This window comes from Aromatoleum sp. (assembly GCF_036675785.1).
Lineage (GTDB): Bacteria > Pseudomonadota > Gammaproteobacteria > Burkholderiales > Rhodocyclaceae > Aromatoleum.
This window is the reverse complement of record NZ_JAKFEF010000069.1, coordinates 31,209-51,995: the sequence shown is the minus strand read 5'-3', so window position 1 is coordinate 51,995 and position 20,787 is coordinate 31,209. Positions and strand designations below refer to the sequence as shown.

Sequence of the window (20,787 nt, the reverse complement as noted above, 5' to 3'; positions counted from 1 at the left end):
ATCAGACGACCGGGACGCTGCGGATGAGGCGGGTCAGGACGTCGGATCCGGCCGCGCGCCCGTCGGTGGTGAGATGCAGCCGATGTCCGGCAACATGCGGAAAGACCGCCTGCACGTCCTCCGGCAGCACGTGGTCGCGCCGGTCGATCAGCGCCCACGCGCGCGCGGCTGCGAGCAGCGCGAGTCCCGCGCGCGGGCTGAGGCCGACCGCGAGTTCGGCGTCCTGCCGCGTGCTCGCGAGCAGCGTCTGGACGTAATCGATCAGCCGCTCGGCGACGGTGACGTCGCGCGCGGCGCGCTGGAGATCGAGCAAATCGCGCGGGCGGATGACCTGTTCCTGGCGCTCCAGCAGCTGGCGCCGGTCCTCGCCCATCAGCAACGCGCGCTCGGCGCTGCGATCGGGATACCCGAGCCGGATGCGCATCAGGAAGCGGTCGAGCTGGCTTTCGGGCAGCGGAAAAGTGCCGATCTGGTGCGAAGGATTCTGCGTCGCGATGACGAAGAAGGGCTCGGGCAAGACGTGTGTCTCGCCGTCGGCGGTGACCTGCCGTTCCTCCATCGCTTCGAGCAGTGCGCTCTGCGTCTTCGGCGTCGCGCGGTTGATCTCGTCGGCGAGGATCAGCTGCGCGAAGATCGGGCCGGGGTGGAAACGGAACGCGCCGGTGTCGCGGTCGAAGACCGAGACGCCGAGGATGTCGGCCGGCAGGAAATCGCTCGTGAACTGGATGCGCTGGAACTGCAAACCGACGAGGCGCGCGAGCACGTGCGCCAGCGTCGTTTTGCCGACGCCGGGGATGTCCTCGATCAACAGATGGCCGCGCGCGACGAGGCAGGTGAGCGCCAGCCGCAGCTCCCGTTCCTTCCCGAGAATGATGCAGCCGGCCGCTTCGAGAAGGCGCGTCGCGTGGCGGTGGGGCATGGTTCGGCGTACTGTGAAATTGGCGGTGAAGCGGCGATAATAGACGACAAAGACCATCAGGCCGCGCCCGAGGCGGGACCGGCCAGTTCGAGGATCGAGGCGTGAGCTTGCCGCGCCGGATAGAGGGGGAGTATGACGACGACGGCGTTCATCACGCACCGCGAGTGCTGGCTGCACGACATGGGTAGTTTCCACCCGGAATGTGCGGACCGGCTCGCGGCCATCAACGACCGGCTGATCGCCGCCGGTCTCGACCTTTACCTGTCGTTCTATGATGCCCCCCAGGCGACGCCGGAACAGATCGCGCGGGCGCACCCCGAAAGCTACCTCGAAGAATTGAAGGCGAGCGTTCCCGAGCACGGCATCCGCCACCTCGATCCGGACACCGCGATGAATCCCGACACGCTGAAGGCCGCGCTGCGCTCGGCCGGTGCCGGCGTGCTCGCCACGGACCTCGTCCTGAAGGGCGAGATCGAGAACGCATTCTGTGCGGTGCGTCCGCCCGGCCACCACGCTGAGCGATCGAAGGCGATGGGATTCTGCTTCCTGAACAACATCGCGATCGCCGCGCGCCATGCGCTCGAGGCGCACGGGCTCGAACGCGTCGCGATCGTCGACTTCGACGTGCACCACGGCAACGGGACCGAGGACATCTTCCGCGACGACCCGCGCGTGCTGATGGCGAGCATCTTCCAGCACCCGTTCTACCCGTACAGCGGTGCGGACTGCACGTCCTCGCACATGGTCAATGTTCCGGTGCCGGCCGGCACGCGCGGCGACACTTTCCGCCAGATCGTCAGCGATATGTGGGTGCCGGCGCTGCGCGACCACAACCCGCAGATGATCTTCATCTCGGCGGGTTTCGACGGCCATTACGAAGACGACATGGGCTCGCTCGGGCTCGTCGAATCCGACTATGTCTGGGCGACGCAGCAGATCAAGGCGGTCGCCGAGGACTGCGGGCACCGGAACATCGTCTCGATCCTCGAGGGCGGGTACGCGCTGTCGTCGCTCGCCCGCTCCGTGGTTGCCCACATCAAGGCGCTGGCCGACCTGTGATGCCGTCCGCCGCCCGACCTCGTGTCGGCGGACGTTACCCGGACCCGCACTAGTCGTCGTGCGGCGATCGGGTAGAATCAGCGTTTTTAATCTTTCGGCCACTCCCATGATTACCGGATCGATTGTCGCCATCGTCACCCCGATGAACGAGGATGGCAGCCTGGATTTCCCGCGTCTGCGCAGCTTGATCGACTTCCACGTGGCCGAAGGCACCGACGGCATCGTCATCGTCGGCACGACCGGCGAGTCGCCGACGGTGGACGTGGACGAACATTGCGAGCTGATCCGGGTCGCCGTCGAACACGCGGCGGGGCGGATTCCGGTAATCGCCGGCACCGGCGCGAACTCCACGCGCGAAGCGATCGAGCTGGCGCGTTTCGCGGAGAAGGCCGGCGCCGCCGCGCATCTCTCCGTCGTGCCGTATTACAACAAGCCGACGCAGGAAGGCCTGTACCGGCACTTCCGCTCGATCGCCGAAGCGGTCGAGCTGCCGCTGATTCTGTACAACGTGCCCGGGCGCACCGTCGCCGACCTCGGCAACGACACTGCGCTGCGGCTTGCGGAACTGTCGAACATCGTCGGCATCAAGGACGCGACCGGCAGCATCGACCGCGCCTGCGACCTGATCGAACGTGCGCCGCGAGACTTCGCGCTCTACAGCGGCGACGACATGACGGCGGCCGTCTTCATCCTCCTCGGCGGCCACGGGACGATCTCGGTGACGGCCAACGTCGCGCCGCGCGCGATGCACGAGATGTGCGCCGCCGCGCTCGCCGGTGACACCCGGAAAACGCGCGAGATCAACGCCCGTCTCGTCCCGCTGCACCGCGACCTCTTCTGCGAGGCGAACCCGATCCCGGTGAAGTGGGCGGTGGCGCGGATGGGACTGATCCAGGCCGGCATCCGCCTGCCGCTTACGACGCTCTCGCCGGCGCAGCACGAGCGGGTGCAACTCGCGATGCGCCGGGCCGGCGTGAATGTTTGAATCCTCGAGGACCGCTTGAAACTCATGAACCGCACTGTCCGCACTTCTGCGTCACTCATCGCGCTATCGGTTGCCCTCGCAGGGTGCTCCGGTTCGCTTCTGGAATCGAAGAAGATCGACTACAAGAGTGCGCAGAAGCTGCCGCCGCTCGAAATCCCGCCGGATCTCACCGAGCCGACACGCGACGACCGTTACGCCGTTCCCGATGTTTCGCCGCGCGGCGTGGCAACGTTCTCGGCCTACAGCAACGAGCGCGCGGCCCAGCCGCAGGCGAAATCGGGCGCCGACGTCCTCCCTGCCGTCGAGCGCATGCGCGTCGAGCGCGCGGGCACGCAGCGATGGCTCGTCGTGCCGGGGTCGGCGGACATGCTGTGGCCGCAGGTCAAGGATTTCTGGCTCGAACTCGGCTTCATCCTCGACGTCGAGCGGCCGGAAGTCGGGGTGATGGAAACCGACTGGGCCGAGGACCGGGCGAAGATTCCGCAGGATTTCGTGCGCTCGACGCTCGGCAAGGTCCTCGACGGGCTGTTCTCGACGCCCGAACGCGACAAGTTCCGTACGCGCTTCGAGGCAGGCAAGGAGCCCGGCACTGTCGAGATCTACATCAGCCATCGCGGCATGATGGAGATCTACCCGAACGAAGCGAAGGACACGACAGTCTGGCAGCCGCGCCCCGCCGACCCGGAGCTCGAAGCGGAAATGCTGCGCCGGCTGATGGTTCGTCTCGGCGCGGACGAGGCACGCGCGCAGGCGATCGTCAAGGCCGCGCCGGAACCGCAGCGCGCGGAACTCAAGAGCGCGGCGGGCGGAAAGGTCAGTCTGGCGCTCGAAGAGTCCTTCGACCGGGCGTGGCGGCGAGTCGGCCTGGCGCTCGATCGAACCGGCTTCACGGTCGAAGACCGCGATCGTTCGAAGGGGCTGTACTTCGTCCGCTATGTCGACCCTGAAGTGGGCGCCCAGTCGAAGAAGTCCGAAGGATTCCTGTCGAAGCTCGCGTTCTGGCGGGACAAGGAGGATGCCGTCGCGGGCGGCAGCGAATACCGCATCCGGGTGCAGGGCGAGGGCGAGGCGTCGACGGTGTCGGTGCTCACGCGCGAGGGCGGCGAGGACCCGTCGGAGACCGCAGGCAAGATTCTCGGCCTGCTGCAGCAGCAACTCCGCTAGGAAAGAAGGGGGCGCTTCCGCGGCGCCCCGCTTCGCGAAACTCGACCGCTGCATGGCGAGGACACAAAAAAGCCGGCTCGCAGCCGGCTTTTCGTTGTCGCGAAGCGTGGATTACTTCGCTTCTTCCTTCGCGGCTTCGACGGCTTGCTCGGCGCCTTCCTTCGCAGCTTCGACGGCCTGCTCGGCACCTTCTTTGGCGGCTTCGACCTGGTCGGCCGCGCCTTCCTTGGCGGCTTCGACCGATTCCTTGGCGGCCTGCTCGACCGGCGCGGCCGCCGGGGCGGTCTGCTCGGAGGTCGGGGCGACAGGCGCGGCCTCTTCCTTGTTGCCGCAGGCGGAAACGGCGAGGGCGATCAGGGCGGCGGCGAGGAGCGATTGCTTCATGTTCTGAATCCTTTTTTTGACGGGGGTGAGGACAGCAGTTGATCAGCGTCGTCTGCCGATGGCATTGTCCGGATAAGCCGGACGAGTGGGCAGCCGAAAGACCAACGAAAATTCTAGCACGGACGCCTATTTCAAAGGCACCTTCGTGTTGCGCCGCCACAACGCCCCTTGTCCGCTAAATCCCAAGAGGGGCGCCGGTTGTCGTCGGCGTGCCACTCATCCACATCGTTTCGAATTGGGCGAGAAGCATCGACGAGGTCCGCTCATCCTCGACGGCCAGTTTGCCGCGCGGTCCGTCCCGGTCGAAGCGCGTGACGACATGCCGTTCGTCTGCGACGAGAAACGGTTGCGTCCAGCTCAGGAACGGGGTGCTCGTGACGCGCAGGGCGGCGCGGTGGGTGAACGCGCCGATCAGCGCGACGAGGCGAGGGCATTCGCGTTCGGCAAAATCGGCCGCGTGGACGAGGATGCGCACCGCTTCGCGGCGGGGCGACGTGCGGCACAGCCTGTCGAGGGCCACGATCGCCGCCGAATTCTCCAGGCCGGCGTCGCGAAGGTCGGGATCGAATATCGCGATCGTGCTTGTCGCCACGTCGAGCGCGGCGAGCATCGCCGAACGGTAGCTCGCATAGCTGTCGAACCGGCGCGGTGAAAATTCCTTCATCGGCTTGCTCCTGCGGTAGCAGTCGGTACTTCCGGATTCTCGCGCCACGCTGCGCGATTCGCCGCGGAATTATAGGCGGCAGTGTCAAAACCGGGCCGCCGGCCGGTAAAATCGCGCTCTTTTGGGGCGGGCCGTCCATGCCTACCGCAGTCATCGAGTCGCTGGATCATGAAGGCCGCGGCGTCACCCATGTCGACGGCAAAGTCGTCTTCGTCGAAGGTGCGCTGCCCGGCGAGCAAATTGAATACTCGGTGTATCGCAGCCGACCGAGCTACGACCTCGCGCAGGTGACCCGCATCGTCAAGTCCGGTGCGCAGCGGGTCGCGCCGCGCTGTCCGCATTTTTCGGTCTGTGGCGGTTGCTCGATGCAGCATCTGGACCCCGTCGCCCAGGCGGCAGGGAAGCAGCGGGTGCTCGAAGATGCGCTGTGGCACGTCGGCAAGGTGAAACCCGCGGTCGTTTATCCGGCGATTCACGGGCCGTCATGGGGCTACCGCTACCGCGCACGGATTGGAGTTCGGGTCGTGCCGAGCAAGGGCGGTGTGCTGATCGGCTTTCACGAGCGACGCAGCAGCTACATCGCCGACATGCAGCGCTGCGACGTTCTGCCGCCGCACGTGTCGGAAATGCTGCCCGCGTTGCATGAGCTGATCGGTGGGCTTTCGATCGCGGACCGGATTCCCCAGATCGAGGTTGCGGTCAGCGACGCGACGACGGTCCTCGTCTTCCGCAACCTGCTCCCTTTGACTCGGGAAGACGATGCACGGCTCGCCGCTTTCGCCGCGGAACATGGAGTGCAGGTGTGGCTTCAGCCCGGCCGACCGGAGAGCGCGCACCACCTGCACCCGAAGAACGTGCCGGAACTCGCCTACACGCTGCCGGAGTTCGACCTGAAGCTGGCCTACTTGCCGACGGACTTCACGCAGGTCAATAACGACGTCAACCGGCTCCTGATCCGCCGTGCGATGCAACTGCTCGACCCGCAGCCGGGCGAACGCATTGCCGACCTGTTTTGCGGTCTCGGAAATTTCAGCCTGCCGATCGCCCGCCGCGGGGCGCGGGTCATCGGCGTCGAGGGCAGCGACGCGCTCGTTGCGCGCGCGAGAGAGAACGCGCGTCGCAATGGTCTCGAAGCGCGAAGCGAGTTTCATGCGGCGAATCTGTTCGAGGTGACCGAGGACAGCCTCGCCGCGCTCGGGCCGCTCGACAAGTTGTTGATCGACCCGCCGCGCGAGGGCGCGATCGCGGTTGTCAAGGCGCTCGGTCCGCAGCAATTGCCGCCGCGCATCGTTTACGTCTCGTGCAATCCCGCCACGCTCGCGCGCGACGCCGCCGTGCTCGTGCGCGAGAAGGGCTACCGGCTCGCCGGTGCCGGCATCGCCAACATGTTTCCGCAGACCTCGCACGTCGAATCGATCGCGCTGTTCGAGCGCGACTGATGAGTCGGCGGTGCGAGCGTGCTCGCGCCGGAAGAGGACGTGTGGCGCGCAAAAGCGGCTGCTGCGCGACCGCACGAGGCTGCTGCGCGAGACGGCGAAGAATCGACGGCGACCGGCAGGAGTGCGGCCGCGTGTCGCCGGACTGAGACGGACTGAGATATACTCCGCCACTCCCCGAAACGGGGCAGAGTGGTCGATTGCACCGGTCTTGAAATCCGGGAAGAATCGCTTTGATTCTTAACCGCTTTTTCATCGAGTCTCCGCAATTTGCGGAAATCGTCTCCGCAACTCAGAGCAAAAACGGAAGCGTGGCCGAGTGGTTTAAGGCAGCGGTCTTGAAAACCGCCAGGGGTTCACGCCCCTCGTGAGTTCGAATCTCACCGCTTCCGCCAATCGGCGCCTACGTCCTTTCGAGCAGCTTCAGCAGGCTGTGCAGCAGCCGATTTTCGGCTGCGGGGCTGTCATCCTAACGCCATTGGCCGGCCGTCGAAGCGGAGGGCGCTGCGTGGCGGCTGTCAACGAAGCACTGTCACGACGATCTCGCGGACATGGCCGCGCGTGCGATGTTCCCACAGGTAGATCCCGTGCCAAGTTCCGAGCAGCAAGCGGCCGTCGCTCACCGGGACGGTGACGAAGGTGCCGCTCAGCATGCTGCGGGCGTGCGCAGCCATGTCGTCGGCGCCCTCGAGATTGTGCCGGTAGGCCGGGTCCCCATCCGGTGCCCAGCGTCCGGCCAGCGTCTCCAGATCCCGGCGCACGTCGGGGGCTGCGTTCTCGGTGATCAGCAATGAACAACTGCTGTGCCGCACGAATACGTGAGCGACGCCAGCCCCCGCCGGGCACCGCGCGACAATCGCCGTGACCTCGCCGGTGACTTCGCTCATGCCCCGGCCTTTGGTATGGAACTCGAACACTTCTTGATGCGTCATCGGTCACTCTCTTCGTTGGGCCCGGTCGCCGGGCAGCGGCACGAATCCGCGACGAGGCAGGCGTCCATGTTTCTGCCGTTGCGACTGGCTCCTGCACGGAGCGAGGCGTCCGCGGAGGAAACTTTCGCCATGCAGCGAGGAAAGCCCGCCGCGACGGGAGCACGCAGCGCTCGAATCGCGAGCGTTCAAAGGTCTCGCCTACCAGGCGCGCGAACCCAGCAACGTCAGCCCATGCAGGAGCAGTCCGATTCCTCCCCCGACGACCGTCCCGTTCAGCCGAATGAACTGAAGATCCCGTCCGACGCTCAGTTCCACCTCGCGCACGAGGTCCTCGTCCTTCCAGCCCCTTATCGTTGCGGCGATATGGCGGGAAAGCGCGTCGCGGAAGTCGTCCGCGAGGGCGACCACGGCGGATTCGAGATGGTCTTCGAGGGAGTGGCGCAACGCCTGGTTCTCGGCGAGGGTCGTGCCGAAAGCGCTCGCGGCGGCGCTGATCCTTTGTCTGAGACGCGAGTCCGATTGATGCAGGTCCTCGCGCAGCCAGGCTTTCAGCTCGTCCCAGAGACCATTCAGGTAGCCGGCCAGGACCGGGTGCGTCAGTACTTCCAGCTTCGCGGCGTTGGCCCGCGCCACAAAGCCGGCGTCGTTCGTCAGGCGAGCGATGAATTCGGCGACCGTTTCGTCGAAGGCCCTGCGACGCGGGTGGAGCGGGTCGTCGCCGATGTCGTGCAGCCAGCCGTTGATGCCCCGGACGATGCTGGCGGCGATCTTGCAGGAGAATTCTTCGGTGTCGGTGACGAGGCCCACGGCCTTCAAGGTCTTCGGATACTCCTTGCCGGCGATCTCGATGATCATCGCGGCGAAGGCGGTCTGCACCTCCGGGGCGTCGAGCCAGCGTGCCAATCTCCTGAGCCCCGCATCCAGCAATTCCTGGTGCCGATCGTCGATGGTCAGGGTGTCGAGGACTTGCCCCGCGACGCCTGACACGTCGATCTCTTTCAGCCGTTCGCGGATGCTCGCGGCCAAGAGGCTCCGCACGCGCTCGTCGTCGATGAAGTCCAGCCATCCGGCCAGGGCGGCGGCCAGCTTCTCGGCGACGATCTGCGCGTTGTCCGGCCGCTGGAGCCAGTCGCCCAGCCGATCGGCGGGGCCGAAGGCGCGCAGCTTCTGCACAAGGGTATCGGTGGCGAGGAACTTGTCGCGAACGAATTCCGCGAGGTTGTCGGCAAACCGCTCCTTGTTCGCGGGAATGATCGCGGTGTGGGGAATGGGCAGCCCTAGGGGATGCCGGAACAGCGCGACGACGGCGAACCAGTCGGCCAGAGCGCCGATCATCGCGGCTTCGGCAAACGCGGCGATCCAGCCCCAGATTCCGGCCCCGTGCTGCAGGCGCGCGACGACGAAAAGGGCCGTGACCGCGACCAGCAGCGCGCCGGCCAGCCGCTTCATCTTCGCCAATTGGCGCGCCTTCGTGTCACCGAACGTAGACGGCATATCAGCTCCCGCGGAGTGCCCGTGAGACTTGGGAACTCATGGGCGACGCACGAAGCGTAGCCTTCGGCGCGTGATACGGTAAGACGCGCGTGCGGCGCACACCGTCGTCGCCGGGCTGCGGGCGCACCGCTTGCTGGCACGGCACGGGAGCCTCCATTGGCGAAAGCGGGCGACTAGGAGGAACGACGGAAAGGAGAGCGGAATGTGTCCGGGATGCTGCAATGACGGGCCGAAGCGCCGGCTCGAGGCGTCAGTGTGCGCGTTCGCGGCCGCGGTACTGCTGGCGTTTCCCGCGCACGGCCACGACAAGGCGCGCGGCAAAGCGCAGGTGCTCGAAACCAGGCTCGGGCTGGCTTCGTACTATGCGCGCAGCCTGCACGGGCGGGAGACGGCGAGCGGCGAGACCTTCGACCGGACCGAGATGGTCGCCGCACATCCACGCTATCCGCTCGGGACGCGCGTGCGGGTGACCAACCGGAAGAACGGGCGCGCGACCGAGGTCCGCATCAACGACCGCGGGCCGACACGGCCGAACCGGAAGGAGGGCGTCATCATCGATCTCTCCCCGGCGGCCGCGGCGAAGCTCGGGATGATCAAGGACGGCCGATCGCACGTGAAGGTCGAGGTGCTGGAATGGGGCGACGACGAAAGGAAATGACATCCGCGAGGATTCCCGGAAGCGCGAGGTGAACGCGGGGCCGGTCTGTGCGCGGGGGCGGGCCCCGCGCGCCGCGTGGCGAGGACAACGAACTCCAGCTGCCTTCACGCGGCGCCTGGGGCATCGACCGATCTCCCGCGCCGTCCGACTATCGTCAGACGATCCCCTCCCGTCGAAGCGCCTCGATCTTCTCGGCCGTCGGGCAGCTCGAAGCGGCCGACCATCTCGCGCGCTGCGTAATGCGGGTCTTCGTGGATGTCGGCCGCGGTGGAGATCCGTCCGCTCGGCACGTCGGCTGCTTCGAGCACGTCGAGCATCTCGTCGAGATCGCGCTGCGACGTCCACGTGGTGATCGCGGCGTCGAGTTCACGCCGACCCGTACCGGCGGGCGGTCCGGGTAGCCGGCGAGGTAGCGCAGGCCGCCCATCGACTCGGCGATCGCCGCGAAGCCGGGGCGGTCCTTGTACGGGCCGGTCTGGCCGTAGCCCGACACGAGCACCGTCACGAGCTTCGGGTTGATCGCCGAGAGCACCTCCCAGCCGAGCCCCAACGCTTCGAACGAGCCCGGGCGGAAGTTCTCGATGACGATGTCGGCATCGCGGACGAGGTCGCGAACGATCTGCTGCGCGCGCGGCGACTTCAGGTTCAGCGTCACCGACTTCTTGTTGCGGCTCTGCGAATACCACCAGTACGACGTGCCCTTGTGCAGCTTGCGCCAGGTGCGCAGGGGGGCGCCCCCGGCGGGCGATTCGATCTTGATCACTTCGGCGCCGAACTGCGCGAGCAGGCTCGTGGCATACGGGCCGGCGATCAGCGTGCCGAGCTCGACGACCTTGACGCCGGCGAGCGGCAGCGGCCGCTGGTCGGTGCCGTTGCCGACATTTTCGTTGGGGTGGGGGTGTGCCATCTCGCTTCCGTCCTTTCGCGTCTGTCGAGGTCGGATGGCGGATCGCGATCCGTCCGTTTCGGGAAGCGATGGCTGGCGGATCGCGAGAAATGAATACCGCGGAACGGCGCGGTATTCCTGCTTTATGCATCGCAGCATTGCCGGAATCAGATGGCGAGAGGCGCGCTGAGTGGCAGGCCGGAGCGGTCTCACTCGCCGCGTGGCGGGATGCGCTTCGCTTTCCCGCCCTACGATTTCGTCATGGCGCGTAGTCGTAGGTCGGACCGAGCGCAGCGATGTCCGACGCCGCCTGCGACGCGCCGCAGGCGAGCTTCGAGGTCAATGCACCGGCGTCGAGATGGGTTCGCCGCTGTTCTTCATCAGGACGACCAGAAACTTGGCGGGATCGGTGACGCTGGCGTTGCGCGAGATCGTGTGGATATCGTCCGGGCCTTCGTAGAAGGTCTGGCCCGGTGTCAGCGTGACGGATTTGCCGCCGCGCACTCCCATCACGATGGACCCCTCCAGCACATAAACGAATGCGTGCGCATTGTGACGATGCACGGGGCTTTCTCCGCCGGGTGGATACTCGACCGTGATGACCGTCGCGTCCTTGCCCGGATAGTCGGCCAGGGCCTTGGTCATCAGCGGGGTCACGCGCGCCCCGGGCGGCGGCTGTTGTGCGTCGGCGGCGCCGGCTGCCAAGAGCAGCAGCATGGCGAAGGTTCTGAAATTGGGCATGGCTTGTTCCTCGTTGTCGTCGGGGAGGGGCGGTCGTGAGGGGGGACGGGGCGGGTCGATGAGGCGTCGGCTTATTCTTGCGCCGCCGAGCGGCTGAGCCAGTTCTGGAAACGCGTCGAGCCGATTCGCGCGTTATCGCCGGTGACCAGCGAGCGATCATCCAGCTCGCTGCCGAAATAGCGCGCATGAACGTCGGCGATGACCTCGCGCTGGTCGTCGCGGGCGGCGAGAAACTTGCGCGCCAGTTCGTCGAGCGGGAAGCGGTCCGGTCCGCCGACCTCGACGATGCCGTTCACCGGTGCTCCGACCGCGAGATCGGCGAGCACCGCCGAGACGTCGTCCGCTGCGATCGGCTGGATCAGGGCGGGCGAAAGGCGAATCGTGCCGCCGTCGACACTCGAGTTGATAATGCCTTCGATGAACTCGAAGAACTGCGTCGCGCGCAGGATCGTGTAGGGAATCTTCGACGCCTTGATCAGGGCTTCCTGCGCGACTTTTGCGCGGAAGTAACCGTTGTCGGGAAGGCGATCGGTGCCGGCGATGGAAAGTGCGACGTGATGCTCGACGCTGGCGGAGGCTTCCGCGGCAAGCAGATTTCGGGTCGACGTTTCGAAGAACTCCATGACTGCCCGGTCTTCGAACGAGGGCGAGTTCGACACGTCGACGACGACCTGCGCGCCTGCCAGCGCTTCAGCCAACCCTTGCCCGGTGAGGGTGTTGACGCCGGTACGGGGCGATGCCGCCACCGTCTCATGCCCGTGGCGCCGCAGCCTGCTTACAATGTTCGACCCGATAAGGCCGCTACCGCCGATCACTACGATTTTCATGCTCTGCTCCTCGATTCAGTTTCGATCACGACAGGACGGCGATCGATGGACGCAGTGTGCTCGGCGGGCGGGCGGAAGACTTTGCGGAAGCCTTGGGTTTTCATTGCATTTCGCTTGGACGCTTGTCCAAGAACCCGCCGATCGACCGTGCCATCGATAGGTCCCTGAATGCTTTTGGTCTTTGACGACTGCGTGCTCGACCTCGACCGGCGGGAGCTCAGCCGGGCGTCCCAGGCCGTTGCCACTGCGCCCAAGATTTTCGACCTGCTGGTCTGTCTGGCGCAGCACCGCGAGCGCGTCGTCAGCCGGGACGACCTGGTCGATGCCGTATGGGGCGGTCGAATCGTCTCGGAATCGACGCTCGCCAGTCACATCACCGCGGTGCGCAAGGCGGTCGGCGACGACGGCCAGCAACAGCGGGTGATTCGAACGATTGCCCGCAAGGGATTCCGGTTCGTCTCCGACCTCAGGGAAGCCGAGTCATTGGGGGGCGTCGGCCCGGGGGGCGCCCAGCCCGCCCCATCGATCGAAGTCCCGGCCTCCGCGCCGGACCTGCCCGCGAAACCGTCGATCGCCGTCCTGCCGTTCGTGAATCTGACCGGAGACCCGGAGCAGGATTACCTAGCCGACGGCGTCGTCGAGGACATCATCGCGGCCCTGTCGCAGCATCGCTGGCTGTTTGTCGTCGCGCGCAACTCGAGCTTCACCTACAAGGGTCGTGCGGTGGACGTGAAACAGGTCGGCCGCGAGCTGGGCGTTCGCTACGTGCTGGAAGGCAGCTGGCGCAAGGCCAACGACCGGGTGCGGATCACGGGACAGCTGATCGATGCGACCTCCGGCGCGCACCACTGGGCCGGCCGCTTCGAAGGTGTGCTGGGAGACATCTTCGAACTGCAAGACCAGATCACCGAGACCGTGGTCGGCGCGATCGCGCCGCAGCTCGAACGGGCCGAGATCGAGCGTGCGAGGCACAAACCGACCGGCAGCCTCGACGCCTACGACTACTATCTGTGCGGAATGGCCAAGCTGCATCAGGGAACCCGGGAAACCATCGACCAGGCGCTGCCGCTCTTCGAGAAGGCGATCGAGTTCGATCCGGATTTCGCGTCGGCCTACGCGATGGCGGCGTGGTGTCACTGCTGGCGGAAGATCAATGGCTGGATGACCGACCGCCCGCGCGAGGTCGCCGAGGGGATCCGGCTGGCTCGCTGCGCCGTGGAGGTGGGCAAGGGCGACGCGGTCGCGCTCACCAGAAGCGGCCACGTGCTTGCCCATCTGGCCGGCGACCTCCCGGGAGGCATCGCATTGCTGGACAAGGCGCTCGTGCTCAATCCCAACCTCGCGGCGGCGTGGTTTCTCGGGGCATTCCTTCGGCTCTGGCACGGCGAAACCGACGCCGCCATCGAGCACTTTTCGCACGCCATGCGTTTGAGCCCGCTCGACCCGGAGCTGTATCGAATGCAAGCCGGAATGGCGGCCGCGCATCTCTTCGTCGGCCGCTTCGATGCTGCGTCGTCATGGGCGGAAAAGGCGGTGCGGGATTTGCCGAGTCTATTGCTGGCCGTGGCCGTGGCCGTGCTCGCGGCGAGTCATGCGCTTGGCGGGCGGACGGGCGAAGCGCGGCGGGCGATGGATAAGCTGCGTGAGCTTGATCCTAAGTTGCGTATTTCCAATCTTGCGGATTGGCTGCCGATACGACGGGCGGAGAATCAGGCGATCTTGATGGACGGCCTGCGTAAAGCAGGGTTGCCGCAATAAGGGGCACAGAGCTTCTGTGCAAGAGCCGCGCTCCTTACATCCGTCGCGAGATGTTTCCCCCACTGGGTAGGTGTCGGTAATCAGCGTCGGCTCCATACCGAGTACACGACCGATTCGAACAACTGCCCTCGTAGTTGAAGCAGGCTTTCGCGGACGTGGCGATCAATGCCTGCTGCTCGGCCGAAGAGGACAGTCGACCGTATCGGGTTACACGTCCGCTACGGGCTAAAAGTCGCCGCTTGACGCCTCGCCGTCTTCCACGAAACGTCGAACACGGCTTTTTTCGAAAATACTTTGACATAGAATGGAGGCATCGTGCCGAACCCGCGCCCGACCGCATAACCGAAAACAATCGCTCCGCGAACAGACATGTCTAAATCCCTACCCGAATTCAAACGCTTCCTGGCCAAGTCGGCCCCGACTCTGTCCGAACACGAGAAAAAACTGGCCAACCTGATGCTGGGGGGGTTCGACGAAATCGCGGCGGTCGGGACGGCCGGAGGCCGACGCGGGAAGGTCTTGGCGAAACTCATCGTCGAGAAGGGGGACGCGGCGCCTCCGGCACTCGAAATCGAGGCCGACGAAGCGCACGCCAACGAGAGCGAGATCGTCCGGCTTACCAAAGTGGCGGTCGAGCATTTCCGGGGGTTTTCGGACAAGCACACTTTCGAGTTCAAGAACCCGTACACGTTCGTCTACGGGCCGAACGGGACGGGGAAGTCGAGCCTCTGCGAGGCGCTCGAATACGGATTGCTCGGCTCGATCCACGAAGCGGACTCGAAGCGGATCCCCGTCTCGGACTACATAAGGAACGCCACATCGAGGAAGTCGGCGAAACCCGTCCTGTACGGAGATACCGCGAAGGAGCAGGGAATCGAAGTGAAAGCGGACCCCCGCAGTTTCGAATTCTGCTTCATCGAAAAGAACCGGATCGACGGATTCGCGCGGGTGGCGGCCAATACCCCGGCCGCCCAGCAGGCGCGGTTGGCCGCACTGTTCGGGTTGGAAGAGTTCAACGCGTTCGCAACGCAGTTCAACGAGAGCCTCGACCCTTACCTGGACTGCGTCGGAAAAAAGGGGAAGGATCTCGCGGACCGGGCGAAGGGCATCGCCGGACACAAGGCGATCCTCGAAGGCCTCCCGGTGAAAGCCAAAGCCGCTGAAACGCGAGGCGCCGCGCTGCTCGCGAAATATCCGGAGTGCAAGGACCTCGAGGAAATCAAGGCCGCCCTAACCGGCCCCGAAGGGAACGGCGGCAAGCAAAAGGCGAACAACACCGAAATCGGCCGCCTTCAGAACCTTAAAACGGCCGCTGATCCCGGGACGGACGGCATCCTAGCCGACGCCGACGGACTGCTCCGGCTCATCAAAGAGAAGGCGGAATCGGAAGAGTTCCTCAACCAGTACAAGGACCAGCTTTCCCTTCGGGACCTTTACGGCGCGATCCTGGGGAACCGCGAAAGGTTCGGGAACGAGTGTCCCGCGTGCGCCTCCGAACTCTACCGCGACGGTCGACTCGCCGTTCCAGTCGATCCGTACGGCAACGCGGAGGAAAAGCTGAAGCAATTCGACGCCGCCCTGAAGGCCGAAGGGCGGGTCAAGGAAATCCGGGAGGCCTTCAACCTCGGCTGGCGGGATTTGCTTTCGAAAATCGCCAAGCTTACGGCGTCCGCCGCGGCCGTCGGGTTCGTCGGAGCGCCCGAGGTCGGCTCGTTCAGCACTGAGGCTTCCGACGCCAAGGATGCGGCGGGCATCGAGACCTTCCTCCGAGCCGTACCGGCCAAGCGTGAGCTCCTTCAGGCGCTGAAGGACGCGACCGCGACCCATAACGGAAAGGTCGAACATTCCAAAGCCGCGATCAAGAAGCTCGAGGACGATAACCTCGCGATCTCCAAGGACGTCGAGGAAATCGTGGCCATCTCGACCCTCGTCGCTGCGAACGCGAAGAGCGAGACGGAGGCGACGCAGGCTATCGAGAAGTTCAACCGGGAGAACGAGGAACTCATCAGGGAGGCGGAAGCCGAGAAACCGGGAGTCGCGAGAAACCTGAGCTACAGCCTCGCTTACGTCTCGCTCCGCGGCAAGCTCCTGGCCTACAACGCCGGACTGCCCTTGGCCTTGGCCGCGGACCTCAACGAGAAGACGCTCAAGTTCTACAACGAGATCAACAAGAACGACCACCCTTCCGACAGGCTCAAGTCCCTGAGGTTGCCGACGTCCGTCGGGGAGAGGATAGAGATCGAGTTCGAGAACGGGGATCGGTGCGACGCGCTCCAGGTCCTCAGCGAAGGGCACATTCGCTGCCTCGGGCTCGCGATCCTGCTGGCGAAGATCACCAGGGACGGCCTCCCGTTCCTGATATTCGACGACGTCGTGAACTCGATCGACGACGAGCACCGGGGTGCGATCATCGACCTCATCCTGAATCCGGAAGAGGTCGGCAAGAGGCAACTCATCGTCACGACCCACGGTGAGGATTTCGTGAAGCGCCTCGAGAACGCCGTGCCGATGAAGAAGTACAAGGGAACGGTGACCCGAATCGACTTCCTCGTGCCGTTCGCCGCCAAGAAGATCACCGTGAAGCTCGACTCGCCCCGCCACTACCTCACGGTGGCTGCCCGAAGCTACGAAGAAGGGCGTACGCGCGACTCCCTGAGTTACGTCCGGAAGGCCTTCGAAGAGGAACTCAACCGTCTCTGGAAGAAGATTGCCAATAAGAAGCTGTCGGCGCAGATAAGCGTCGGGATGAGGGGGCCGGGAGACCCCGACCTCAAGAGCTTGGCGACGGGGCTCCACCAGTTCCTCGTCAGGAAGGAGGTGACCGTGTTCCAAGAAGCCGTGCCGCACCTGGGCGAGATGCTTGGATACGACGAGAAGCACCAACTCGAGTGGAACTACCTGAACAAGGGAACCCATGACGAGGACCGGGCGGAAGAGTTCGACGCCGCAGTCGTTCGGCGCATGCTCGAGACCGTCATCAAGCTCGACGAGGCGATCGAGGCTCCGCAGGCCTGATAGTGGCCCCCGGACAACTGTCCGGGGTCGACGCTGTGCCGCATTCTTTATTTCGTTTCCGATAAGAATTTTCCGGGCGAATAGCCGCTTCGGCCCCGGTTCTGTACGTTTACAACGTGTGCCTCATGCGGACACCGCGGAGAGGAACGCTTGCCGGGCGACTCGCACGGCGGCCGGCGGTCGGGAATCCTGCCGATCAGACGGCAAGTGCGCTGAGTGAGAGAAGGCTGTCACATAGCAGCCTTTCTTTCCGCTGAACGCGAACGTCAGCTCCGGCCGACTACCGGTCGAACATCACCGCCCGTCGACGAATAGGGCCAACGCAAGCAGACCCCGATTCGCAGAGCGGGGCTGCCGGAACAAGCCGGGCGCTGCGGCTTTGGCGGCATCAGCCCGCCAGCAGCTTGCGGCGAATTCCACGCCAACTTCCACACCCGCCGCGACATGGTCGTCCGCCGACCGCCGAATCTCGTGCCATCCCGCGACTCAATCCTCGTGCCGCAAATGATCCACCAGCCGCCGCGCCGCGACCGGTAGCGCCGCGTACGAGCGCACGCACAGCTTCAGTTCGCGCTCGGCCCACGGCTCGTCGAGGCGGACCTGCGCGATGTCGAGTGTGCTGAGGTAGCGGCGCGCGACCGCTTCGGGGAGGAAGCCGATGCCCGGCCCCGTCTCGACCATCAGGCATAGCGCCTCGTAGCTCGTGACCTGGATGAGCATCCGCACGGCGCGGTCGAGTTCGGTCGCGGCTTTCACCAGCTGCAGGTTGATCGCACTGCCGGCGTGCAGCCCGACGCAGTCGTAGTCGAGCGTGTCGGCGAAGCGCACCGCGTCGCGGCCGGCGAGGAGGTGGTCGCGCGGCGTGATCAGCACGAGGTGATCGTTGCGGTAGTGGAAGGTCTCGACCTCCTGGCCGAACGGCAAGTGCGCGAAGATGCCGATGTCGGCCTGGTTCTCGGCGACCGCTTTTGTGACGCGCGTGCTGATCCGCTCCTCGAGGTGGATCTGCACCTGCGGATGCAGCGCGAGGAACTGCTTGATCTCGCCGGGCAGGAACTACGTAATCGCCGACAGGTTCGCCGCGACGCGCACCTGACCGCGTACGCCGGTCGAATACTCGGCCATCTGCGCGGCGATCTCGTCGAGGCTGTGCAGCACGCCGCGCGCGAGGTTCAGCAGCGCGATGCCCGCGTCGGTCGGCTCGACGCCCTTGTTCGTGCGCCGCAGCAGCGTCGTCTTCAGCGCCGCTTCGAGGTCGCTGATGCGCCGGCTGACCGCGGACGCGGCGACGTGCTCGCGGTCGGCCGCCGCGGCGATCGTGCCGGTCTCGACGATGCTGACGAAGAGCTTCAGCGAGACCGGATCGACGCGCATGGAAGGTTCGGAAGAGGCTCAAACACGGCGAAGACGGGTCCTTTCGATGGGAAGCGGGTCGCATCTTCGCCGATCTCGGCCCGCGTTGGGAAGGGCGACGGGGAGGCACCCGTCGCGTTCGCCGGGCTCGCCCAGTCAGTCGGCTCAGGTCGCCGCGACGCGGTCGGGCATCACCCCCCAGAGCGTCTCGTACGGCTGCCGCATCACCGACGGTCGCGAAGCGGGGCGCGGCCGTATCGCGAGGAACGAAGCGCTGGCAGATCCGGCGCGCGCGATCCCTGACGTACGACGACTGCGCCGGCGGCGGCGGGCATGACGTCCTCAGTGCGGCGTGCCGTCCGCGCCGCCCGCTCCCGGCAGCCGGACCGCGGCCTCGGCGAGCGATCCGGCAGGGCCGCTACACAGCAGGCGTCCGCTTCGCATGAGGCAGCGCAGGCGCCACGCGAAGAACACGTCGCCGAGGAATTCGTCGCATTCCCACTGCGCCGAGCCGATCGCCTGCTCGGCCGGCTGCCAGTCGTCATCGCATTGCGCGAGCAGCAGCCCGTCGTAGAAGTCGTCGCCGTGGTGGCTGATGCGGCCGCCGGCCCAGCGCCGCACGCCGGATGTGCACGCCGCGTTGCGCTGCCATTCTCGGGTGAGCCGCAAGATCTCCGCGGCGTCGAGCATCCGCGCGCGCGCAAGCAGCTCCCCGAACTCACCCGGTTCGAACTGGCTGACCGTGCGCCGGCCGCCCGGATCGGCACCGGGGTCGACGGCCTCGACGACGCGGATGTCCGCTGCCTGCGGCGGCAACACCGCGCATAAGCGCTGCAGCCACAATTGCGACGAACTGTGCGCGCCGGTCCAGACGAATACCGTGCCTTGGCGCGCTGCGTCGGTCGCCTGCGCATAGCGCGCCTCCTCCTCGTCGAAGTCGCCGACTGCCGGCGGCGCGTCGGGCAGCAACTCGGCCCAGTAGCGCGCGCGGCTGGCCGGGCCGTCGGCAGTCCCCAGCGCGCCGAGCGGGCCGAGGCAGTAGATGTCGCGAAAGCGCACGATCGTTGCCGCCGGCGCCATGCCGATGTTCATCGCATCGCGGAGCACGCCCGCGGCGGTGTCGCCGAGCACCAGATGGACTGCGTCTGTCATGGCCTGTCCGGTATGCGGCCTGCACCGCGTCGGTCGGTAGACCCGGCGGGCGCGACCCGGTTCGCCGGTCCGCCGGCGGGAAAGCGCCGGCGACTGCGTATAATCCGCGCGTCGTGAATCGTCGAACCGCCGCGCGGAAGCGCCTTCGCTTTCGTCGGGTTCGACTTGCTCCGCGAGCCTCCGGCCCGCCCCAAAACCTGCGGCGTCCGCATGTCCCGTCTGATCCTCCTCAACAAACCCTACGGCGTGATCTGCCAGTTTTCGGGCGAGCCCGGCCGCGCGACGCTGAAGGATTTCGTGCCGGTGCCGGACGTGTATCCGGCGGGCCGGCTTGATACCGACAGTGAAGGTCTGTTGCTATTGACCGATGACGGCGCGCTGCAGCACCGGGTCGCCGACCCTCGGCATAAATTGCCGAAGACCTATCTCGTCCAGGTCGAGGGCGAGCCCGGCGAGGAAGCCGTCGCCCGCTTGCGGGCGGGGCTCGACCTCGGCGATTTCGTCACGCGCCCGTGCGACGCGCGTGTCGTCGGCGAGCCCGACTGGCTGTGGCCGCGCGACCCGCCGGTGAGGTTTCGCAAGAGCGTGCCGACGTCGTGGCTCGAGATCGTCCTGCGCGAGGGAAAGAACCGGCAGGCCAGGCGGATGACGGCGAAGATCGGGTTTCCGACCTTGCGTCTCCTGCGGGTCGCGATCGGTCCGTGGTCGCTCGCGCGGCTCGGTCCGGGCGAGTGGCGCGAGGAATCCGGATTGGCGCTGGAAGGACGCGCCGCCGCCGCTCAGGTGACGAGAGCGCGCAGTCGCGGCGGGCGGCGGTAGAATCCCGGGTCGAATTTCACAACGGACGGTTGAAGCAATGGTTCGTCGGGCAGCGCGTCGTCTTGCCGGGCTCCTTATTGCCGGTGCCATTTTCAATGCGCCTGTCGTTGGCGCCGAACTGCCGGTCGTCGAACTCGGCGCCGGGATGTACCGCGTCGAGGCGGAGCTCGCGCACACTGACAAGGCGCGGCAGATCGGGTTGATGCACCGGACGTCGATGCCGGCGCACCGGGGCATGATCTTCGTCTTCCCGCAGGACGCTCGCCACTGCATGTGGATGAAGAACACGTTGATCCCGCTGTCCGTCGCGTTCCTCGACGCCGAGGGACGCATCCTCAATATCGAGCGCATGCTCCCACGGACCCAGGACTCGCACTGCGCCGCCGATCGCGCCCGTTATGCGCTCGAAATGAACGCGGACTGGTTTTCGTCGCGCAAGATCGCGGTCGGCGAGCGCATTCGCGGCGTCGAGCGCCTGCCGGCCGGGCGCTGATCGCGCAGCACGCGGCGGGCGGGAGCCGGAGCGTCGTTCCCGCCGTGG

At 66.0% G+C, this 20,787-nt stretch carries 20 protein-coding genes, 1 tRNA gene and 1 pseudogene; 10 read left to right on the top strand and 12 right to left on the bottom strand.

What is annotated here, in order from left to right; genetic code table 11:
• Position 1: 1 nt before the first annotated feature.
• Positions 2-919, bottom strand: coding sequence for an AAA family ATPase (locus V6M37_RS14665; protein WP_332674535.1), 918 nt, complete (start codon positions 917-919; stop codon positions 2-4).
• Between the two features lie 132 nt (positions 920-1,051).
• Here V6M37_RS14665 and V6M37_RS14660 point away from each other — a divergent pair, with 132 nt between their 5' ends.
• The 3 genes from V6M37_RS14660 (at position 1,052) to bamC (ending at position 4,127) form a co-directional block, all read left to right on the top strand.
• On the top strand, positions 1,052-1,978 hold the full coding sequence (locus tag V6M37_RS14660; protein ID WP_332674533.1) for a histone deacetylase family protein: 927 nt from the start codon (positions 1,052-1,054) through the stop codon (positions 1,976-1,978).
• Between the two features lie 106 nt (positions 1,979-2,084).
• A complete protein-coding gene (gene dapA, locus V6M37_RS14655; RefSeq protein WP_332674531.1) occupies positions 2,085-2,963 on the top strand; it encodes a 4-hydroxy-tetrahydrodipicolinate synthase in 879 nt (292 codons plus the stop codon).
• Positions 2,964-2,987: 24 nt separating this feature from the next.
• The gene (gene bamC / locus V6M37_RS14650) at positions 2,988-4,127 is read left to right on the top strand and encodes an outer membrane protein assembly factor BamC (protein ID WP_332674528.1); all 1,140 of its coding nucleotides are present in this window, start codon (positions 2,988-2,990) and stop codon (positions 4,125-4,127) included.
• Positions 4,128-4,238: 111 nt separating this feature from the next.
• On the opposite strand, the gene V6M37_RS14645 is transcribed toward bamC, so the two are convergent.
• Together V6M37_RS14645 and V6M37_RS14640 are read right to left on the bottom strand one after the other, a co-directional pair.
• Positions 4,239-4,511 (bottom strand): hypothetical protein, encoded by a 273-nt coding sequence (locus tag V6M37_RS14645; RefSeq protein ID WP_332674526.1) that lies wholly within the window; start codon positions 4,509-4,511, stop codon positions 4,239-4,241.
• 175 nt (positions 4,512-4,686) lie between these two features.
• Positions 4,687-5,175 (bottom strand): DUF7931 domain-containing protein, encoded by a 489-nt coding sequence (locus V6M37_RS14640; protein WP_442881018.1) that lies wholly within the window; start codon positions 5,173-5,175, stop codon positions 4,687-4,689.
• Positions 5,176-5,312: 137 nt separating this feature from the next.
• Between V6M37_RS14640 and rlmD the strand changes: the two genes are divergently transcribed.
• Positions 5,313-6,614, top strand: coding sequence for a 23S rRNA (uracil(1939)-C(5))-methyltransferase RlmD (gene rlmD / locus V6M37_RS14635; RefSeq protein ID WP_332674520.1), 1,302 nt, complete (start codon positions 5,313-5,315; stop codon positions 6,612-6,614).
• Positions 6,615-6,916: 302 nt separating this feature from the next.
• Positions 6,917-7,006: transfer RNA gene (locus V6M37_RS14630), tRNA-Ser, on the top strand.
• 123 nt (positions 7,007-7,129) lie between these two features.
• Here V6M37_RS14630 and V6M37_RS14625 read toward each other — a convergent pair.
• Both V6M37_RS14625 and V6M37_RS14620 read right to left on the bottom strand, forming a co-directional pair.
• The gene (locus V6M37_RS14625) at positions 7,130-7,543 is read right to left on the bottom strand and encodes a secondary thiamine-phosphate synthase enzyme YjbQ (protein ID WP_332674519.1); all 414 of its coding nucleotides are present in this window, start codon (positions 7,541-7,543) and stop codon (positions 7,130-7,132) included.
• A gap of 198 nt (positions 7,544-7,741) precedes the next feature.
• Positions 7,742-8,992, bottom strand: coding sequence for a DUF445 domain-containing protein (locus V6M37_RS14620; RefSeq protein ID WP_332674661.1), 1,251 nt, complete (start codon positions 8,990-8,992; stop codon positions 7,742-7,744).
• Between the two features lie 247 nt (positions 8,993-9,239).
• Between V6M37_RS14620 and V6M37_RS14615 the strand changes: the two genes are divergently transcribed.
• Positions 9,240-9,695: a septal ring lytic transglycosylase RlpA family protein gene (locus V6M37_RS14615; RefSeq protein ID WP_332674517.1), complete on the top strand. Its 456-nt coding sequence runs from the start codon at positions 9,240-9,242 to the stop codon at positions 9,693-9,695.
• 104 nt (positions 9,696-9,799) lie between these two features.
• Here the strand turns inward: V6M37_RS14615 and V6M37_RS14610 are convergent, their stop codons facing one another.
• The 4 genes and pseudogenes from V6M37_RS14610 to V6M37_RS14595 all read right to left on the bottom strand — a co-directional run bounded on the left by V6M37_RS14610 (position 9,800) and on the right by V6M37_RS14595 (position 12,149).
• On the bottom strand, positions 9,800-10,012 hold the full coding sequence (locus V6M37_RS14610; RefSeq protein WP_332674515.1) for a hypothetical protein: 213 nt from the start codon (positions 10,010-10,012) through the stop codon (positions 9,800-9,802).
• Positions 10,013-10,132: 120 nt separating this feature from the next.
• A pseudogene (locus V6M37_RS14605) lies at positions 10,133-10,602 on the bottom strand (CaiB/BaiF CoA transferase family protein); the annotation flags it as partial.
• A gap of 318 nt (positions 10,603-10,920) precedes the next feature.
• Positions 10,921-11,322 carry a cupin domain-containing protein gene (locus V6M37_RS14600; RefSeq protein ID WP_332674513.1) on the bottom strand — a complete coding sequence of 134 codons (402 nt, stop codon included), beginning with the start codon at positions 11,320-11,322 and terminating at the stop codon, positions 10,921-10,923.
• Positions 11,323-11,393: 71 nt separating this feature from the next.
• A complete protein-coding gene (locus tag V6M37_RS14595) occupies positions 11,394-12,149 on the bottom strand; it encodes an SDR family oxidoreductase (protein WP_332674511.1) in 756 nt (251 codons plus the stop codon).
• 168 nt (positions 12,150-12,317) lie between these two features.
• On the opposite strand from V6M37_RS14595, the gene V6M37_RS14590 reads away from it, so the two are divergent.
• Both V6M37_RS14590 and V6M37_RS14585 read left to right on the top strand, forming a co-directional pair.
• A complete protein-coding gene (locus V6M37_RS14590; RefSeq protein WP_332674509.1) occupies positions 12,318-13,907 on the top strand; it encodes a winged helix-turn-helix domain-containing tetratricopeptide repeat protein in 1,590 nt (529 codons plus the stop codon).
• 369 nt (positions 13,908-14,276) lie between these two features.
• Entirely contained in the window at positions 14,277-16,922 is a 2,646-nt protein-coding gene (locus V6M37_RS14585; protein WP_332674507.1) for an AAA family ATPase, read from the top strand.
• Between the two features lie 486 nt (positions 16,923-17,408).
• On the opposite strand, the gene V6M37_RS14580 is transcribed toward V6M37_RS14585, so the two are convergent.
• The 3 genes from V6M37_RS14580 to V6M37_RS14570 all read right to left on the bottom strand — a co-directional run bounded on the left by V6M37_RS14580 (position 17,409) and on the right by V6M37_RS14570 (position 19,427).
• Positions 17,409-17,975, bottom strand: coding sequence for a LysR substrate-binding domain-containing protein (locus tag V6M37_RS14580; RefSeq protein ID WP_332674660.1), 567 nt, complete (start codon positions 17,973-17,975; stop codon positions 17,409-17,411).
• 3 nt (positions 17,976-17,978) lie between these two features.
• The gene (locus tag V6M37_RS14575; protein ID WP_332674505.1) at positions 17,979-18,296 is read right to left on the bottom strand and encodes a LysR family transcriptional regulator; all 318 of its coding nucleotides are present in this window, start codon (positions 18,294-18,296) and stop codon (positions 17,979-17,981) included.
• 321 nt (positions 18,297-18,617) lie between these two features.
• Entirely contained in the window at positions 18,618-19,427 is an 810-nt protein-coding gene (locus V6M37_RS14570) for a DUF1835 domain-containing protein (protein ID WP_332674503.1), read from the bottom strand.
• 210 nt (positions 19,428-19,637) lie between these two features.
• Between V6M37_RS14570 and V6M37_RS14565 the strand changes: the two genes are divergently transcribed.
• Positions 19,638-20,246: a pseudouridine synthase gene (locus tag V6M37_RS14565; protein ID WP_332674502.1), complete on the top strand. Its 609-nt coding sequence runs from the start codon at positions 19,638-19,640 to the stop codon at positions 20,244-20,246.
• 37 nt (positions 20,247-20,283) lie between these two features.
• Complete coding sequence (locus V6M37_RS14560) at positions 20,284-20,739, top strand: DUF192 domain-containing protein (protein ID WP_332674500.1); 456 nt, start codon at positions 20,284-20,286, stop codon at positions 20,737-20,739.
• The last annotated feature ends 48 nt before the right edge of the window (positions 20,740-20,787 follow it).

Excerpts from the sequence above, each read along its gene's own strand:
- V6M37_RS14665 (WP_332674535.1), bottom strand. The coding sequence starts at position 919 with ATGCCCCACCGCCACGCGACGCGCCTTCTCGAAGCGGCCGGCTGCATC.
- V6M37_RS14640 (WP_442881018.1), bottom strand. The coding sequence starts at position 5,175 with ATGAAGGAATTTTCACCGCGCCGGTTCGACAGCTATGCGAGCTACCGT.
- V6M37_RS14590 (WP_332674509.1), top strand. The coding sequence starts at position 12,318 with ATGCTTTTGGTCTTTGACGACTGCGTGCTCGACCTCGACCGGCGGGAG.
- V6M37_RS14595 (WP_332674511.1), bottom strand. The coding sequence starts at position 12,149 with ATGAAAATCGTAGTGATCGGCGGTAGCGGCCTTATCGGGTCGAACATT.
- V6M37_RS14560 (WP_332674500.1), top strand. The coding sequence starts at position 20,284 with ATGGTTCGTCGGGCAGCGCGTCGTCTTGCCGGGCTCCTTATTGCCGGT.
- dapA (WP_332674531.1), top strand. The coding sequence starts at position 2,085 with ATGATTACCGGATCGATTGTCGCCATCGTCACCCCGATGAACGAGGAT.
- V6M37_RS14570 (WP_332674503.1), bottom strand. The coding sequence starts at position 19,427 with ATGACAGACGCAGTCCATCTGGTGCTCGGCGACACCGCCGCGGGCGTG.
- V6M37_RS14610 (WP_332674515.1), bottom strand. The coding sequence starts at position 10,012 with ATGCTCGACGTGCTCGAAGCAGCCGACGTGCCGAGCGGACGGATCTCC.
- V6M37_RS14585 (WP_332674507.1), top strand. The coding sequence starts at position 14,277 with ATGTCTAAATCCCTACCCGAATTCAAACGCTTCCTGGCCAAGTCGGCC.
- V6M37_RS14565 (WP_332674502.1), top strand. The coding sequence starts at position 19,638 with ATGTCCCGTCTGATCCTCCTCAACAAACCCTACGGCGTGATCTGCCAG.
- V6M37_RS14600 (WP_332674513.1), bottom strand. The coding sequence starts at position 11,322 with ATGCCCAATTTCAGAACCTTCGCCATGCTGCTGCTCTTGGCAGCCGGC.
- rlmD (WP_332674520.1), top strand. The coding sequence starts at position 5,313 with ATGCCTACCGCAGTCATCGAGTCGCTGGATCATGAAGGCCGCGGCGTC.
- bamC (WP_332674528.1), top strand. The coding sequence starts at position 2,988 with ATGAACCGCACTGTCCGCACTTCTGCGTCACTCATCGCGCTATCGGTT.
- V6M37_RS14615 (WP_332674517.1), top strand. The coding sequence starts at position 9,240 with ATGTGTCCGGGATGCTGCAATGACGGGCCGAAGCGCCGGCTCGAGGCG.
- V6M37_RS14645 (WP_332674526.1), bottom strand. The coding sequence starts at position 4,511 with ATGAAGCAATCGCTCCTCGCCGCCGCCCTGATCGCCCTCGCCGTTTCC.
- V6M37_RS14660 (WP_332674533.1), top strand. The coding sequence starts at position 1,052 with ATGACGACGACGGCGTTCATCACGCACCGCGAGTGCTGGCTGCACGAC.
- V6M37_RS14625 (WP_332674519.1), bottom strand. The coding sequence starts at position 7,543 with ATGACGCATCAAGAAGTGTTCGAGTTCCATACCAAAGGCCGGGGCATG.
- V6M37_RS14620 (WP_332674661.1), bottom strand. The coding sequence starts at position 8,992 with ATGAAGCGGCTGGCCGGCGCGCTGCTGGTCGCGGTCACGGCCCTTTTC.
- V6M37_RS14575 (WP_332674505.1), bottom strand. The coding sequence starts at position 18,296 with ATGCGCGTCGATCCGGTCTCGCTGAAGCTCTTCGTCAGCATCGTCGAG.